Genomic DNA, 13347 nt, shown 5'->3' on the forward strand with positions numbered 1-13347 from the left:
AGCTGCATCTATGCTGGCAGCCATGACGCTGACCTGGACCCCCGTGACGAGCCGCGTGCACGTGACCACCGTCGAGCCGCACCGGGTGAACGTGGGCCTCATCGTCGGGGATCACGCCGCGATGCTCGTGGATTCCGGCAACAGCGAGGCGCAGGGGGCGGAGCTGCTGGCCTCGGCCTCCGCGCTGGCGGGGGTGCCGGTGACGCATGTCGCGCTGACACACGGCCATCATGATCATGTGGGCGGTGTCGCGGCCATGCCGGGCCTGGAGGTGCTGGCCCACGAGGACATCGACGCGGCCGCGGGCGCGACGCGGACGTTCTCGATGGCAGTTGCCGTGGACCTCGGCGGCCAGCGTGTGGAACTCCTGCACTTCGGCGAGGCGCACACCCGTGCCGACGTCGTGCTCTTCGTCCCCGAGGAGAACGTGGTCTTCGCCGGAGACCTGCTCGAGGAGGGGGCGGACCCTCAGGTCGACGCGTCCACCTCGCTGGCCAACTGGCCCACGGTGCTCGACGGGGTCCTTGGCGCCAGCAACGCCGGCACCCGATTCGTCCCGGGGCACGGCGCCGTCGTGGACCGTGACTTCGCCTTCGTCCAGCGTGCCGAGGTGGCGATGATCTACAGCTCGAGCGAGATGCTCATCGAGCAGGGCGTCCGCGCCGACGAGGCCGCCACCGCCGTCGAGTGGCCGTTCACGCCCGAGACGCTTGCAGTGGCGCTGCCCAAGGCGTACGCGGAGCTGGCCGCGAAGGGAGTCGAGCCCAAGCGGCAGCTGCCGATCTTCGGCCTATGAGCCGGTGGGCCAGCTCTGCTGCGCGGTCATCCAGGTGAGCGTGTCGCGGGCGACGATGAGCCCGGCCGACGTCGAGCGCAACGAGTAGGCCAACCCGTCCATCGTGCGGCTCACGCCCCCGGACTCGGTGACCATGAGCGAGCCGGCGAGGTGGTCCCACGGATGCAGCGTGGTGTAGACGATGAAGTCGACGTCCCCGTGCAGGACCATGGGGTAGTCGAAGGCGCAGCACCACGCGCTGCGCGTCACGGGGCTCAGCCGGCCCTCGGCCGTGAACCCGTGGATGGCCCGCTTCGCGGTGGCGCCCAGGGGCGCCCGGTCTGTCGGTTGGCGCTGGATCGGCGCGCCGTCGAGGCGGGTGCCGGCGCCGCGCTCGGCCGCATAGGCGCGGCCCGTCTGCGGCTGGTAGATCCAGCCGCGGGTGGTCACGCCGCCGCGGACCTCGGCGAGCATGACGCCGTACTCGTCGCGGCCCGAGACGAAGTTGCGGGTCCCGTCGATGGGATCGATGAGGAACGCGTGCTCGGCGCCCCGCACTCCGGCGAGCAGGGTCGGGTCCGCGAAGACCGCCTCCTCGCCGATGATCACGGCCGAGGGGTAGGCGCCGCGGAGCAGTCCCGCCAGGTACACCTCCGCCTCACGGTCCGCCACCGTGACGAAATCGCCCGGCCGCTTCTCCTCGATGTCCCCGGCGGACAGCTGGCGGAACCGGGGCACCACGACCTCGGCCGCCGTCTCGCGCAGCAGGTCCATGACGCCCTCGGTATCCATGGGTTCACCCTACTGGGGCGCGGGGGGAGTCAGTCGTCGGCGAGATGGTCCTGGGTGACGAAGTCGATCAGGGTCTCCACCTTGGTGAGGAGCTGGGGCTCGAGGTCCTTCCACGACCCGACCCTGGCGAGGATCGCCTGCCAGCCGCGCGCCACGTCCGCCTGATCGGCGTGCGGCAACCCCAGCGCCTGCAACGTGCCCCTCTTGAAGTCGACGTCGCGGGGCACCTCCGGCCAGGACTTCCGTCCCACGCGGGCCGGACGGACCGCCTGCCAGATGTCGATGAACTCGTGGCCCTCGATGAGGACGGTGTCGCGGTAGCCGGCGCGGTAGACCTGCTGCGCGATCCGCGACTCCTTGCTCCCCGGCACCAGATGGTCGACGAGCACCCCGAGGCGGCGGCCCGGTTCGGGCGCGAACTCTGCGACGATCGCGGGGAGGTCGTCGATGCCGCCGAGGAACTCCACCACCACGCCCACGTGACGCAGGTCACCGCCCCAGACCTTCTCGATCAGTTCCGCGTCGTGCCGGCCCTCGACGTAGATGCGGCTGGGCAGCGCCACCCTCGCCTTCGTCGGCCCGTCGGAGGCCCGCGATCCGGAGGCGGTGTACTTCGGCGCGGCCGACCCCCCGCGCAGCGGGGCCCGGAGCGCCACGGGCTCCCCCTCCAGGAGGAAGCCGGGCCCGAACGGGGCGGAGCGGCGCTTGCCGCGTCGATCCTCGAGCAGTACCAGGCCGTTCTCCCAGCCCACCACCGCGCCGCAGAAGTCGTCGAACTCCAGCACCATGTCAGCCTCGACGGGGACGTCGCGGGTCTGCTTCAGGTGCGCCTTCTGCCAGCCGGGGGTGAGTACGTCTCGTGAGTAGCGATCCACGGGGTGCGACGCTATCAGCGCCTCCCCGCCGGGCCGTTGAGCGACACCCCGGGCGCGGCCGCCGGACACGTGCGCATCCGTCAAGGGGGCTCGACTAGTCGAGGAGGTCGCGGACCACACCGTCGGCGAGCAGGCGCCCGGCCCGCGTGAGCCGCAACGTCGCGTCGACCACCTCGGCCAGGCCGCCGTCGACGATGGCGGGAACCCGCATCGCCTCCGACGGGGACAGGACGGCCATCGGCACGCCCTCCGCCAGCCGGAGCTCGAGCAGCACGCGCTCCAGGTGCCGGTCCGAGTCGTCGAGCACCTCGCGGGCCAGCGCCGGGGACTCCCCCGCGGCGAGCGAGGCGGCATAGCTGCGGGGATGCTTGCGGTTCCAGAAGCGGACGCCGCCGATGTGCGAGTGGGCGCCGGGGCCGATGCCCCACCAGTCGGCCCCGTGCCAGTAGGCGAGGTTGTGCCTGCACTCCCCTCCCGGGCGGGCCCAGTTGCTCACCTCGTAGTTGCCGAGGCCCAGAGCCGTGAGGGCGTCGTCGGCCATGAGGTACTTGTCGGCGAGGTCGTCGTCGTCGGGGAGGGGCAGCTCGCCCCGGCGCACCTGGGCGGCCAGCCGGGTGCCGTCCTCGACGATGAGCGAGTAGGCGCTCACGTGGTCGACCGGGGCGGAGGCCACGGCGTCGAGGCTGGCGTGCCAGTCGTCGAGGGACTCCCCCGGGGTGCCGTAGATGAGGTCGAGGCTGACGTGCTCGAATCCCGCCGCCCTCGCCCACCCGGCCGCGTCGAGGCCGCGACGCGGGGTGTGCTGGCGCTCGAGCACGCGCAGCACGTGCGGCACCACCGACTGCAGCCCGAGGGAGATCCGGGTGAACCCGGCCGAGCGAAGGGTCTCGAGGTAGTGCGGGGTGAGCGTCTCCGGGTTGGCCTCCGTGGTCACCTCGGCCCCGTCCGCCAGCTCGAATCGTTGGCCGACGGCGGCCAGCAGCCCCCCGAGCCCCTCGGCGGGCAGCATCGTGGGGGTTCCCCCTCCGAAGAACACCGTCTCGACCCGGCGAGGCCCCAGGATGCGCGCGGCGAGGTCCAGTTCGGCCAGCGCCGCCCCCACGTACGTGTCCGGGGACAGATCGCCGAGTTCGCTGGGGGTGTAGGTGTTGAAGTCGCAGTAGCCGCACCTCACCCGGCAGAACGGGACGTGGACGTACAGCGACAGCGAGTCCGACCGTGCGAGCGCCTCCGCCGGGAGGGAACCGTCGCGGGGCGCTGGGTCGCCGTCTGGGAGGTGTGCCACCCTGCCAGCCTACGCACCTCCGCGCCTGTCTCAGCCCAGCTTCCGGAGCAGGAGCACGAGGTCCTCGTGGGAGGGGCGCACGGGGTTCGACGGCGTGCACCCGTCCTCCAAGGCCGAGGCCGCCATCGCGTCCACCGCGGCCCGGAACTCCTGCTGCGGCACGCCGGCCTCGACGATCAGCTCGGGGATGCCCAGGTGGTGGTTCAACCGCCGGATCCCGGCCACGAGCGACGTCACTGCGGCGGCCCCGGAGGCCGAGGGAGCGACGAGGCGGCCCAGCCGGGCGTACCGCTCCTCGGCCACGGCGCTGCGGGCGGCGTTGAAGACCACGACGTGCGGAAGCAGCATGGCGTTGAGCCGGCCGTGCGCGATCGGGAAGTGCCCGCCGAGGGCGTGGGCCAGGCTGTGCGTGATGCCGAGGCCCACGTTGTCGAACGCCATGGCCGCCAGGCAGGAGGCGTTGTGCATGTGGCCACGGGCGTCCCGGTCCGACCCGTGGGTGTAGCAGCGGACCAGGTGGGCGAAGACCAGGTCCACCGCCTTCTCGGCCAGGGCGTCGGAGAAGTCGCAGGCGCCCACCGAGACGTAGGCCTCGACGGCGTGCGTGAGCACGTCCATCCCGGAGTCGGCGGTGATCCGCGGCGGCACGCCGACGACGGCGTCCGGATCGAGGATGGCCAGCCTCGCCACCATCTCCGGGGAGACCAGCGGGATCTTGGTGTGGGTGCGCTCGTCGGTGAGCACGGCGAAGGACGTGACCTCGGAGCCCGATCCGCTCGTGGTGGGGATGGCCACCAGCCCTTCCGTCGCCCCGAAGCCCGAGTCGAGCGCGGCCTTGTGCATGGCCTTGGCGGCGTCCATCACCGACCCGCCGCCGTAGGCGACCACCACGTCCGGCCGGGCCTCCAGATACACCGCGACACCCCTGCTGATCGTGGCGATGGTGGGGTTCGGCACCACGTCGGTGAACCTGGTCACGTGGTTGCCCAACCTCGATTCGACGTCGGCGAACACCGGGGTGGTGGCCAGGAACTCGTCGGTGACCAGGAAGACGCGGTCCGCGGCGAACCGATCAAGCGCGGTGAGGGCGTCAGCGCCGATGCGCACGTGTGTGCCGAGGCGGAACTCTCTCATGGCTGGCCGTTCTGGGAGTGCTCCACCCGGTACTCGCTCGGGGTGAGCCCCGTGGCCTTCTTGAAGGTCCGGGAGAAGTAGTTGGCGGGCTGGAACTCGAGCTCCGTGGCGATCCGCAGGACGGGCTTGGTGGTGTGGAGGAGCATGAACTTGGCGCGCTCGAGCCGCTTGGCGGTGACGTAGTGGATGAAGCTCTGCCCCGTCCTGTCCTTGAACCTGCGGGCGAAGTGGGACTCCGACCACATGAGGTACTCGGCGGCCTTGCTGCAGGTGAGGAAGCTCGTCGGGTCCTTCTCGATCTCGTTGAGGAGCGTGGCGATGGTGCGTTGCCGGGGCAGCAGCTCGGGCTCCACGAGGTTGTGGAGCATGATGATGAGCTTCTCGCAGTACACCTGGCACTCGTAGCGGTTGAGGTCCGGCCTGCGCTTGTTGCGGTTGCGGATCACCACCTGGGAGATGTCGCGCCCGTGATGGACGCCCTCGCTGGAGGCCAGACCGATCAGCAGGTCCTCGAACTCGGCGAGCTTCGAGGCGTGGATCTTCTGGCTCCACCTCGGCAGCAGCCGGTCCAGGTACAGACCGAGGAGTTCGAGGTTGGCGGCCACGTTGGCGTCGTGCAGGTTGGCGGCGATCCGGCTGGGATCCAAGGGCGCCGGCTGCTCCTGCGGAGCCGCCTGGATGGGCACCAAGGGGAGGGGCTTGGACTTGCCCAGCAGGAGGGGCGCGAGCACCTGGTTCTGGGGTGAGGCGGCCACGGCGATGGGTTGGAGCCGCCCCAGGTACGGGCCGGTCGAAGCCGGCAGGTGGTAGCTGGTCCCGCGCCTGGTCAGCGAGTCGTTGGCGAGCCGGACGATGGCGTCGGCCGCAGACTCCAGCTTCGACAGCTCGACGACCTTGACCTCGTCGAGGAGGTCAGCCACGGGACCGGCCTCGGCGAGCGAGTCCGTGCTGCCGAGGATCTTGCCGAGCTGTTCCTGCCCCTTCGTCAGCAGGACCTGCCCGGCGAGGATGGCGCCGAGGTAGTGCTGGCCCATCATGATCGACACCGAGAAGTCGACCAGTCCGGCGTGGCAGCGGTAGATGAACGGCCTGCCCTCGATGGCCGACTGGAACCCGCCGTGCGCGTCGCAGGAGAAGCAGCGACGACGGATCTCCGGGTCCTGGCGCAGGAACTGGCACAGCGCGCTGAACTCGGAGGCGCGGGTCACGGGAGTGCCCATCGAGTCGACGGTGATCATCGCGATGCCGGTCTCGACGGCGAAGTCGTCCTGGATGCGCTGCAGCTGCTCGAGATCGATCAGCGTGCGCAGGTCTACCCCGGCCAGGCGGTCGTCATGCACCTCTACGACTGACACAGCACCTCCCGGACGGCGTCGAAGCCTGCTCCGCTGAGCGAATCGACACGCAGGACCGGCTCAGCGCCCGCGGCGGCCAGCAGCGCGGCGGCGGCGGCGATCTCATCGGCTGTGGCCAGGTCGGTCTTGGTCACCACGCCGACGACGGCCCGGTTGAATGACGTGGCGAAGGCCGGGGGGATGTGGGAGTCCGCGCGCGTCGGGTCCACCAGCAGAACCACGACGTCGACGTCGAAGGACACCACCTGGAGCGCGCTCCGGAGCCGTCCGCGTTGCAGGAACTCCCCCGGGCTGTCGACGACGCCGTCGAACGCCTCGATGGCCTGGGTCTTGACGTACTCGATGTCCTCCCCGCGCAGCCGCTGGCGGAAGGTGGTCTTCCCTGAGCCGACGCCCCCCACGAGCAGGATGGTGCGGCTGCACAGGCCGGCGGCCGTCATGTGCGCGTGACCGGCGCCGGGGTGAACCCGAGCACCGTCTCCAACGTGTCGACCACCCCGCGCACCGCGGCCTCGACGTCTGCCAGCCGGCCGACGATCAGCAGGGACCCGGAGAACCGGTCGACGAAGGCCAGCTCGACGGCCGAGGCCTTCGTGGCGGCGTCCGCCGCGATCACGGCAGCCTCGCCGGGGGTGATGGTGAGCACCCCGACGGCCCCGCGATTCTTGGAGGTGAGGCCGATCTTCGCGTACAGGTGCTCGTCCGGGTTGGCGATGATGTGGGCGAGCGTCACCTGCTTGCCAGGCACGAACTCCTGAATGATGCGCTGCTTGTCTTGCACGTCCATGAACCACCTCGTTCCCTGTGCGAGGACCACACTAATCGGCTCCGTCGGAACCTCAATGGCCGGGGGCGAGCTGAGCAGGAATGTGTAACAAGTGGCCGACTGTGTGTAGCCCGACCCTGCCTATGGTGACCTGCGAGTGACCAGAGTCGGCCACTTTCGAACGACGAAGGAGTCGAGTGATGCAAGAAGCACTAGGCATGGTCGAGACCAAGGGTTTCGTGGCGGCCGTCGAGGCGGCTGACGCGATGGTCAAGTCGGCCAACGTCCAACTCATCGGCAGCGAGAAGATCGGCGCGGGCTTCGTGACCGTCCTCGTACGCGGCGATGTCGGCGCGGTGAAGGCGGCGGCCGACGCGGGCGCCGCGGCCGCAAGCAAGGTCGGCGAGCTGGTGAGCGTGCACGTGATCCCGCGCCCGCACACCGACGTCGAGAAGATCCTCCCGGGACAGGCGAAGTAGGACCACCATGTCGGATGAACTGATCAACAAGGTCATGGCCGAAGTCATGAAGAAGATGGGCGACGCGGCCCCCGCTGCCGCCGCCCCCGCCGCGCGGCCGGCCGCCACCGAGTTCGTGGGCACCAACGCCCTGGGCGACACGATCGGCCTGGTCATCGCCAACGTCGACCCCCAACTCCACCAGATGATGAAGCTGGACCCGAAGTACCGCTCCATCGGCATCGTGGGCGCCCGCACCGGCGCCGGCCCGCACATCTTCGCCGCCGACGAGGCCGTCAAGGCCACCAACTGCGAGATCCTCACCATCGAGCTCCCCCGCGACACCAAGGGCGGCGCCGGCCACGGCTCCCTCATCGTGTTCGGCGCCGAGGACGTCTCGGACGCGCGCCGCGCCGTGGAGGTGACGCTGTCCGAGCTGGACCGCACCTTCGGCGACGTCTACGGCAACGACGCAGGCCACCTCGAGTTCCAGTACACGGCCCGCGCCTCGCACGCTCTCGCGAAGGCGTTCAACGCCCCCCTGGGCAAGGCTTTCGGCATCACCGTCGGCGCCCCCGCCGCCATCGGCGTCGTGCTGGCCGACACCGCGGTGAAGGCCTCGACGATCGACGTCGTCGGCTACGCCAGCCCCGCCGCCGGCACGAGCTACTCCAACGAGGTCATCTCCTTCTTCAGCGGTGACTCCGGGGCGGTACGCCAGGCCATCGTGGCCGCACGCGAGGTGGGGCGGGCGCTGCTCGGCTCCCTCGGCGCCTACCCCGAGTCGTCCACCACCCCCTACATCTGAGGACGAGCACACCCATGAGATCCAAGAGGTTCGAGGCGCTCGACGCGCGCCCGGTCAACCAGGACGGGTTCGTCAGCGAATGGCCTGAGGTCGGCCTCATCGCCATGGACAGCCCGAACGACCCCAAGCCGTCGATCCGCATCCAGAACGGCAAGGTCGTCGAGCTCGACGGCAAGGCCTGCGCGGACTTCGACATGCTCGACACGTTCATCGCCACCTACGGCATCAACCTCGAGCGGGCCGAAGAGGCCATGGCCATCGACTCGCTGCAGGTCGCCCGCATGCTGTGCGACATCAACATCCCCCGCAGCCAGATCATCCCCCTCACCACCGCCATGACCCCCGCCAAGGTCACCGAGGTGGTCGGGAAGATGAGCGTGCTGGAGATGATGATGGCCGTCACCAAGCTCCGCGCGCGCAAGCAGCCGGCCAACCAGTGCCACGTCACCAACGTGCAGGACCACCCGGTCCTCATCGCGGCCGACGCGGCGGAGTCGGGCATCCGCGGCTTCGCCGAGATGGAGACCACCGTCGGCGTCGTGCGCTACGCCCCGTTCAACGCGCTCAGCCTGCTGGTCGGCGCCCAGATCGGCCGCCCAGGCGTGCTGACCCAGTGCGCCGTCGAGGAGGCCACCGAGCTGCAGCTCGGCATGCGCGGCCTGACCGCATACGCCGAGACGGTGTCGGTCTACGGCACCGAAGCCGTGTTCATGGACGGCGACGACACCCCGTGGTCGAAGGCGTTCCTCGCCTCCAGCTACGCGTCGCGCGGCCTGAAGATGCGGTTCACCTCCGGCACCGGCTCCGAGGTCCAGATGGGCTACGCCGAGGGCAAGTCCATGCTCTACCTCGAGGCCCGCTGCCAGTTCATCACCAAGGCGGCCGGCTCCCAGGGCACGCAGAACGGCTCCGTGAGCTGCGTCGGCGTCCCCGCGGCGGTGCCCCAGGGCATCCGCGCCATCCTGGCCGAGAACCTCATCGCGATGATGATGGACCTCGAGTGCGCCTCCAGCAACGACCAGACGTTCACCCACTCGGACCTGCGCCGCGTGGCCCGCTCGCTCATGCAGTTCGTGCCCGGCACGGACTTCATCTGCTCGGGCTACAGCGCCACCCCGAACCTGGACAACATGTTCGCCGGCTCCAACTGGGACGCCGAGGACTACGACGACTGGAACATCATCCAGCGCGACCTCCACGTCGACGGCGGCCTCGTGCCGGTGCTCGAGGAGGACGTCGTGGCGGTGCGCCGCAAGGCGGCGCGCGCGCTGCAGTCGGTGTTCCGGGAGCTCGGTCTGCCGGCCATCACCGACGCCGAGGTCGAGGCGGCCACGTACGCCCACAGCTCCAACGACATGCCCAAGCGCAACGTCGTCGAGGACCTGAAGGCGGCCGAGGAGATGATGAAGCGCAGCGTGACCGGCTTCGACGTGGTCCAGGCGCTCATCAAGGGCGGCTACGACGATGTGGCCGAGTCGGTGTTCAAGCTGCTGAAGTGCCGCGTCGCGGGCGACTACCTGCACACGGCCGCCATCTTCGATGAGCAGTTCAACGTCAACTCCGCCGTCAACTACCCCAACGACTACGCGGGTCCGACCACCGGCTACCAGATCTCCGACGAGTTGTGGAACCGGATCAAGGACATCCGTCAGGCCGTCAGCCCGGAAAGCATCTGAGGTGACCGCAATGAGCATCGATCAATCCACCCTCAAGCAGATCATCGAGCAGGTGGTCCGGGAGATGGCCGGAGAGGCCGCGGCCGCGCCGTCGGCAGCCTCCGCACCCCCGGAGTCCCTTGCCGGGCGCATCACCGTCACCGAGACCGGGCCGGCCGAGCGCGGCACGGACCCGAAGGAGGTGGTGATCGCCCTGTCGCCGGCATTCAGCTCGCAGATCTTCGCCACGATCATCGGTCTCCCCCACGGCGAGGTCCTGAAGCAGATCTGCGCCGGCATCGAGGAGGAGGGCCTGCGCTACCGCATCCTCAAGGTCTTCCGCACCGCCGACGTCGGCTTCATCGCCCACGAGGCCGCCAAGCTCTCCGGCTCCGGCATCGGGATCGGCCTGCAGTCGCGCGGCACCACGGTGATCCACCAGAAGGATCTCCCCCCGCTCAGCAACCTGGAGCTGTTCAGCCAGTCCCCGCTGATCGACCTTCCCGCGTTCCGCGCCATCGGCAAGAACGCCGCGAAGTACGCCAAGGGCGAGTCCCCCTCCCCGGTGCCCACCCGCAACGACCAGATGGCCCGGCCGAAGTACCAGGCGATCGCGGCACTGCTGCACAACAAGGAAACGCGGCTGTGCGACCTGACCAAGAAAACCCAGACGCTGCAGGTCAGCCAGGCCTGAGGAATCGACATGGATCAAGAACAACTCATCCGACAGATCATGGCCGAGGTCATGGCCAACCTCAGCGGCGAGCAGGTCGCGTTCGCCAGGAAGCCCGCCGCGGCGGCGACAGGGGGAGGAACCCACATCGGGGTCCAGCACTACCCCCTGGCCGAGAAGCACCCCGAGCTGGTGAAGACCGACAACGGCAAGCCCCTCGCGGACCTCACCTTCGCGGGCCTGCGCTCCGGGGCCCTGAAGCCTGAGGACTTCCGCATCTCCTCGGAGACGCTGGAGCTCCAGGCCCAGGTGGCCGAGGACTCGGGCCGCGTCACACTGGCGCGCAACCTCCGTCGTGCCGCCGAACTGGTGAAGGTGCCCGACGAGCGGCTCCTGGAGATCTACAACGCGCTGCGCCCGTACCGCTCGACGAAGGCCGAGCTGTACGACATCGCCTCCGAACTCGAGGGGATGTACGGGGCGAAGGTCTCGGCGGGCTTCGTGCGCGAGGCTGCCGACGTCTATGAGGGCCGGGGACGCCTCCGCGTCGACTGACCCTCCGCCTCCGCACACACGAAGAAAGGATCTCCGACGATGGGGATGGTAGCCGGCATCGACATCGGCAACGCGACCACCGAGGTCGCGTTGGCCGAGCGCCGCGGCGATGAGCTCGTCTTCCTGGCGAGCTCGACCATCCCCACGACGGGGATCAAGGGCACCGACGCCAACATCAAGGGCGTGGTGCACGCGCTCCGCGTGGCCCTCGACAGGGCGGGTCGTTCCATGGACCACGTCGAGGTGATCCGCATCAATGAGGCTGCGCCCGTCATCGGCGACGTGGCCATGGAGACCATCACCGAGACGATCATCACCGAGTCCACGATGATCGGGCACAACCCCGCCACCCCGGGAGGGCTGGGCATCGGGGTGGGGATCACCATCTCCATCGACGACCTGGACTCCGCCGGCACGGCCGAACCGCTGATCGTGGTGGCCGACAGCACCCACCCCCACGACGACGTGGCCCGCAGACTCAACCACGCCTCCGGGCACCTCACCATCACCGGCGCCATCCTGCAGGCCGACGACGGCAACCTCGTCCACAACCGGCTGCACACCAAGATCCCCATCGTCGACGAGGTCTCCCTCATCGACAAGGTTCCCCTGGGAATGCTGGCGGCCATCGAGGTGGCGGAGGTGGGCAGGATCGTCGAGACCCTGTCGAACCCGTTCGGGCTGGCCACCTTGTTCGGGCTGGACTCCGGCGACACCAAGCAGGTCGTCCCGCTGGCCCGCTCGCTGGTGGGCAACCGCTCCGCGGTGGTCATCAAGACCCCCGCGGGCGACGTCAAGGAGCGGCGCATCCCCGCCGGCACGTTGACGTTCCGGGGGGAGAACCGCCAGGTCGACGTCGACGTGGACCGCGGCTCCGAGGAGATCATGGCCGCCGCCCAGCAGGTCCGCCACGTCGAGGACATCGTGGGCGAGCCCGGCACGAACGTGGGCGGGATGATGGAGAAGGTCCGCGTCACGATGGGGCAGCTCACCGACCACTCCCCCCGCGACATCCGCATCACCGACCTCCTCGCCGTTGACACGCAGGTGCCGCAGCAGGTGGCAGGCGGCATCGCCAACGAGTTCTCGATGGAGGCCGCCGTCGGAATCGCGGTGATGGTCAAGACCGACAGGCTCCAGATGCAGCGCATCGCCACCGACATGGCCGCCGAGCTGGGGATCCCCGTCGAGGTCGGCGGCGTGGAGGCCGACATGGCCATCCGCGGCGCGCTGACCACCCCCGGGACCGCAGTCCCCCTGGCCATTCTGGACATCGGAGCAGGGTCCACGGACGCCTCCGTCATGCACGCCGACGGCTCGGGCACGTCCATCCACCTCGCCGGCGCCGGCAACATGGTCACGCTCATGATCCAGTCCGAGCTGGGGCTGGACTCCTGGGACGCGGCGGAGGACATCAAGCGCTACCCACTCGCCCGCGTCGAGACGGTGTTCAACATCCGCCACGAGGACGGCACCGTCCAGTTCTTCGAGGAGCCGCTGCCACCGCACGCCTACGCCCGGGTGGTGGTGCTGAAGCCCGAAGGCATGGTGCCGCTGGACATCGACCTGCCCCTGGAGACCATCCGTCAGGTGCGCATCCGCGCCAAGGAGCGGGTCTTCGTCACCAACGCCGTGCGCGCGCTCCGTAAGGTCAGCCCCACCGCCAACGTCCGCGACATCGACTTCGTCGTGCTCGTGGGCGGCTCCGCGCTGGACTTCGAGATCCCGCAACTGGTCACCAAGGCCCTGGCCGAGTACCGGGTCGTCGCCGGCCGCGCCAACATCAGGGGCACCGAGGGGCCGCGGAACGCCGTCGCCACGGGACTGGCCCTCAGCTGGGCTCAGGAAGCGGGTGCGCGGTGATCGACGGGCCGCCCGCCATCTGCGTGCACGTCCACGAGGCCACGCCGGAGACCCAGCTCGCCGATCTGCTGCTCGGCATCGAGGAGGAGGGGGTGCCCGTGGAGGTGTCGCGGCACGACCACCTCAACCCGCTGGTGCTGGCTCACGACGCGGCGGTCACCTCCCGGCTCGGCATCGGCTTGGGCGTGTCCCTCGACTACGTGGTGATCACCACCGACAAGCTCCCCGAACACCGCCCCTACGTCGCCCGGCTCTTCGCCCACGGCGGCACCGCCGACCGGATCGTCGGATCCAACGCGGCCCGCATCGTCAAACGCATCCCGCTCCGGGACTTCGCACCAGGCACCTAGGAA

Annotated in this window: 15 protein-coding genes; 8 read left to right on the forward strand and 7 right to left on the reverse strand. The window is 69.7% G+C overall.

Annotated elements, in window-relative coordinates:
* Positions 1–22 precede the first annotated feature (22 nt).
* A complete protein-coding gene (locus ACX1D3_RS12520; RefSeq protein ID WP_458994158.1) occupies positions 23–796 on the forward strand; it encodes an MBL fold metallo-hydrolase in 774 nt (257 codons plus the stop codon).
* On the opposite strand, the gene ACX1D3_RS12525 is transcribed toward ACX1D3_RS12520, so the two are convergent.
* The 7 genes from ACX1D3_RS12525 to ACX1D3_RS12555 all read right to left on the reverse strand — a co-directional run bounded on the left by ACX1D3_RS12525 (position 791) and on the right by ACX1D3_RS12555 (position 7003).
* Entirely contained in the window at positions 791–1567 is a 777-nt protein-coding gene (locus ACX1D3_RS12525) for an inositol monophosphatase family protein (RefSeq protein WP_458994159.1), read from the reverse strand. The genes ACX1D3_RS12520 and ACX1D3_RS12525 overlap by 6 nt on opposite strands.
* Positions 1568–1596: 29 nt before the next feature.
* Entirely contained in the window at positions 1597–2442 is an 846-nt protein-coding gene (locus ACX1D3_RS12530) for a DUF3097 domain-containing protein (protein WP_458994160.1), read from the reverse strand.
* A 94-nt stretch (positions 2443–2536) separates the two neighbouring features.
* Positions 2537–3727: a radical SAM family heme chaperone HemW gene (gene hemW / locus ACX1D3_RS12535; protein WP_458994161.1), complete on the reverse strand. Its 1191-nt coding sequence runs from the start codon at positions 3725–3727 to the stop codon at positions 2537–2539.
* 30 nt (positions 3728–3757) lie between these two features.
* Positions 3758–4861, reverse strand: a complete 1104-nt coding sequence (locus ACX1D3_RS12540; RefSeq protein WP_458994162.1) for a 1-propanol dehydrogenase PduQ — start codon at positions 4859–4861, stop codon at positions 3758–3760.
* A complete protein-coding gene (locus ACX1D3_RS12545; protein WP_458994163.1) occupies positions 4858–6216 on the reverse strand; it encodes an AraC family transcriptional regulator in 1359 nt (452 codons plus the stop codon). The genes ACX1D3_RS12540 and ACX1D3_RS12545 overlap by 4 nt, the downstream gene beginning before the upstream one ends.
* Positions 6204–6656: a EutP/PduV family microcompartment system protein gene (locus ACX1D3_RS12550; RefSeq protein ID WP_458994164.1), complete on the reverse strand. Its 453-nt coding sequence runs from the start codon at positions 6654–6656 to the stop codon at positions 6204–6206. Before ACX1D3_RS12550 ends, ACX1D3_RS12545 begins: the two co-directional genes overlap by 13 nt.
* A complete protein-coding gene (locus ACX1D3_RS12555; protein ID WP_458994165.1) occupies positions 6653–7003 on the reverse strand; it encodes a BMC domain-containing protein in 351 nt (116 codons plus the stop codon). Before ACX1D3_RS12555 ends, ACX1D3_RS12550 begins: the two co-directional genes overlap by 4 nt.
* A 176-nt stretch (positions 7004–7179) precedes the next feature.
* On the opposite strand from ACX1D3_RS12555, the gene pduA reads away from it, so the two are divergent.
* The 7 genes from pduA to ACX1D3_RS12590 are packed head-to-tail and all read left to right on the forward strand — an operon-like array spanning position 7180 to position 13344.
* Positions 7180–7461 carry a propanediol utilization microcompartment protein PduA gene (gene pduA, locus ACX1D3_RS12560; protein WP_458994166.1) on the forward strand — a complete coding sequence of 94 codons (282 nt, stop codon included), beginning with the start codon at positions 7180–7182 and terminating at the stop codon, positions 7459–7461.
* A 7-nt stretch (positions 7462–7468) separates the two neighbouring features.
* The gene (gene pduB, locus ACX1D3_RS12565; protein WP_458994167.1) at positions 7469–8248 is read left to right on the forward strand and encodes a propanediol utilization microcompartment protein PduB; all 780 of its coding nucleotides are present in this window, start codon (positions 7469–7471) and stop codon (positions 8246–8248) included.
* A 14-nt stretch (positions 8249–8262) separates the two neighbouring features.
* Positions 8263–9924, forward strand: a complete 1662-nt coding sequence (locus ACX1D3_RS12570) for a propanediol/glycerol family dehydratase large subunit (protein WP_458994168.1) — start codon at positions 8263–8265, stop codon at positions 9922–9924.
* Positions 9925–9934: 10 nt separating this feature from the next.
* The gene (locus tag ACX1D3_RS12575; protein WP_458994169.1) at positions 9935–10597 is read left to right on the forward strand and encodes a propanediol/glycerol family dehydratase medium subunit; all 663 of its coding nucleotides are present in this window, start codon (positions 9935–9937) and stop codon (positions 10595–10597) included.
* A gap of 9 nt (positions 10598–10606) precedes the next feature.
* Positions 10607–11131, forward strand: a complete 525-nt coding sequence (locus tag ACX1D3_RS12580; RefSeq protein ID WP_458994170.1) for a diol dehydratase small subunit — start codon at positions 10607–10609, stop codon at positions 11129–11131.
* 39 nt (positions 11132–11170) lie between these two features.
* Complete coding sequence (locus ACX1D3_RS12585) at positions 11171–12994, forward strand: diol dehydratase reactivase subunit alpha (RefSeq protein WP_458994171.1); 1824 nt, start codon at positions 11171–11173, stop codon at positions 12992–12994.
* Positions 12991–13344, forward strand: a complete 354-nt coding sequence (locus tag ACX1D3_RS12590; protein ID WP_458994172.1) for a glycerol dehydratase reactivase beta/small subunit family protein — start codon at positions 12991–12993, stop codon at positions 13342–13344. Before ACX1D3_RS12585 ends, ACX1D3_RS12590 begins: the two co-directional genes overlap by 4 nt.
* The last annotated feature ends 3 nt before the right edge of the window (positions 13345–13347 follow it).

The sequence above is a fragment of the Tessaracoccus yangjingae genome (assembly GCF_054483935.1).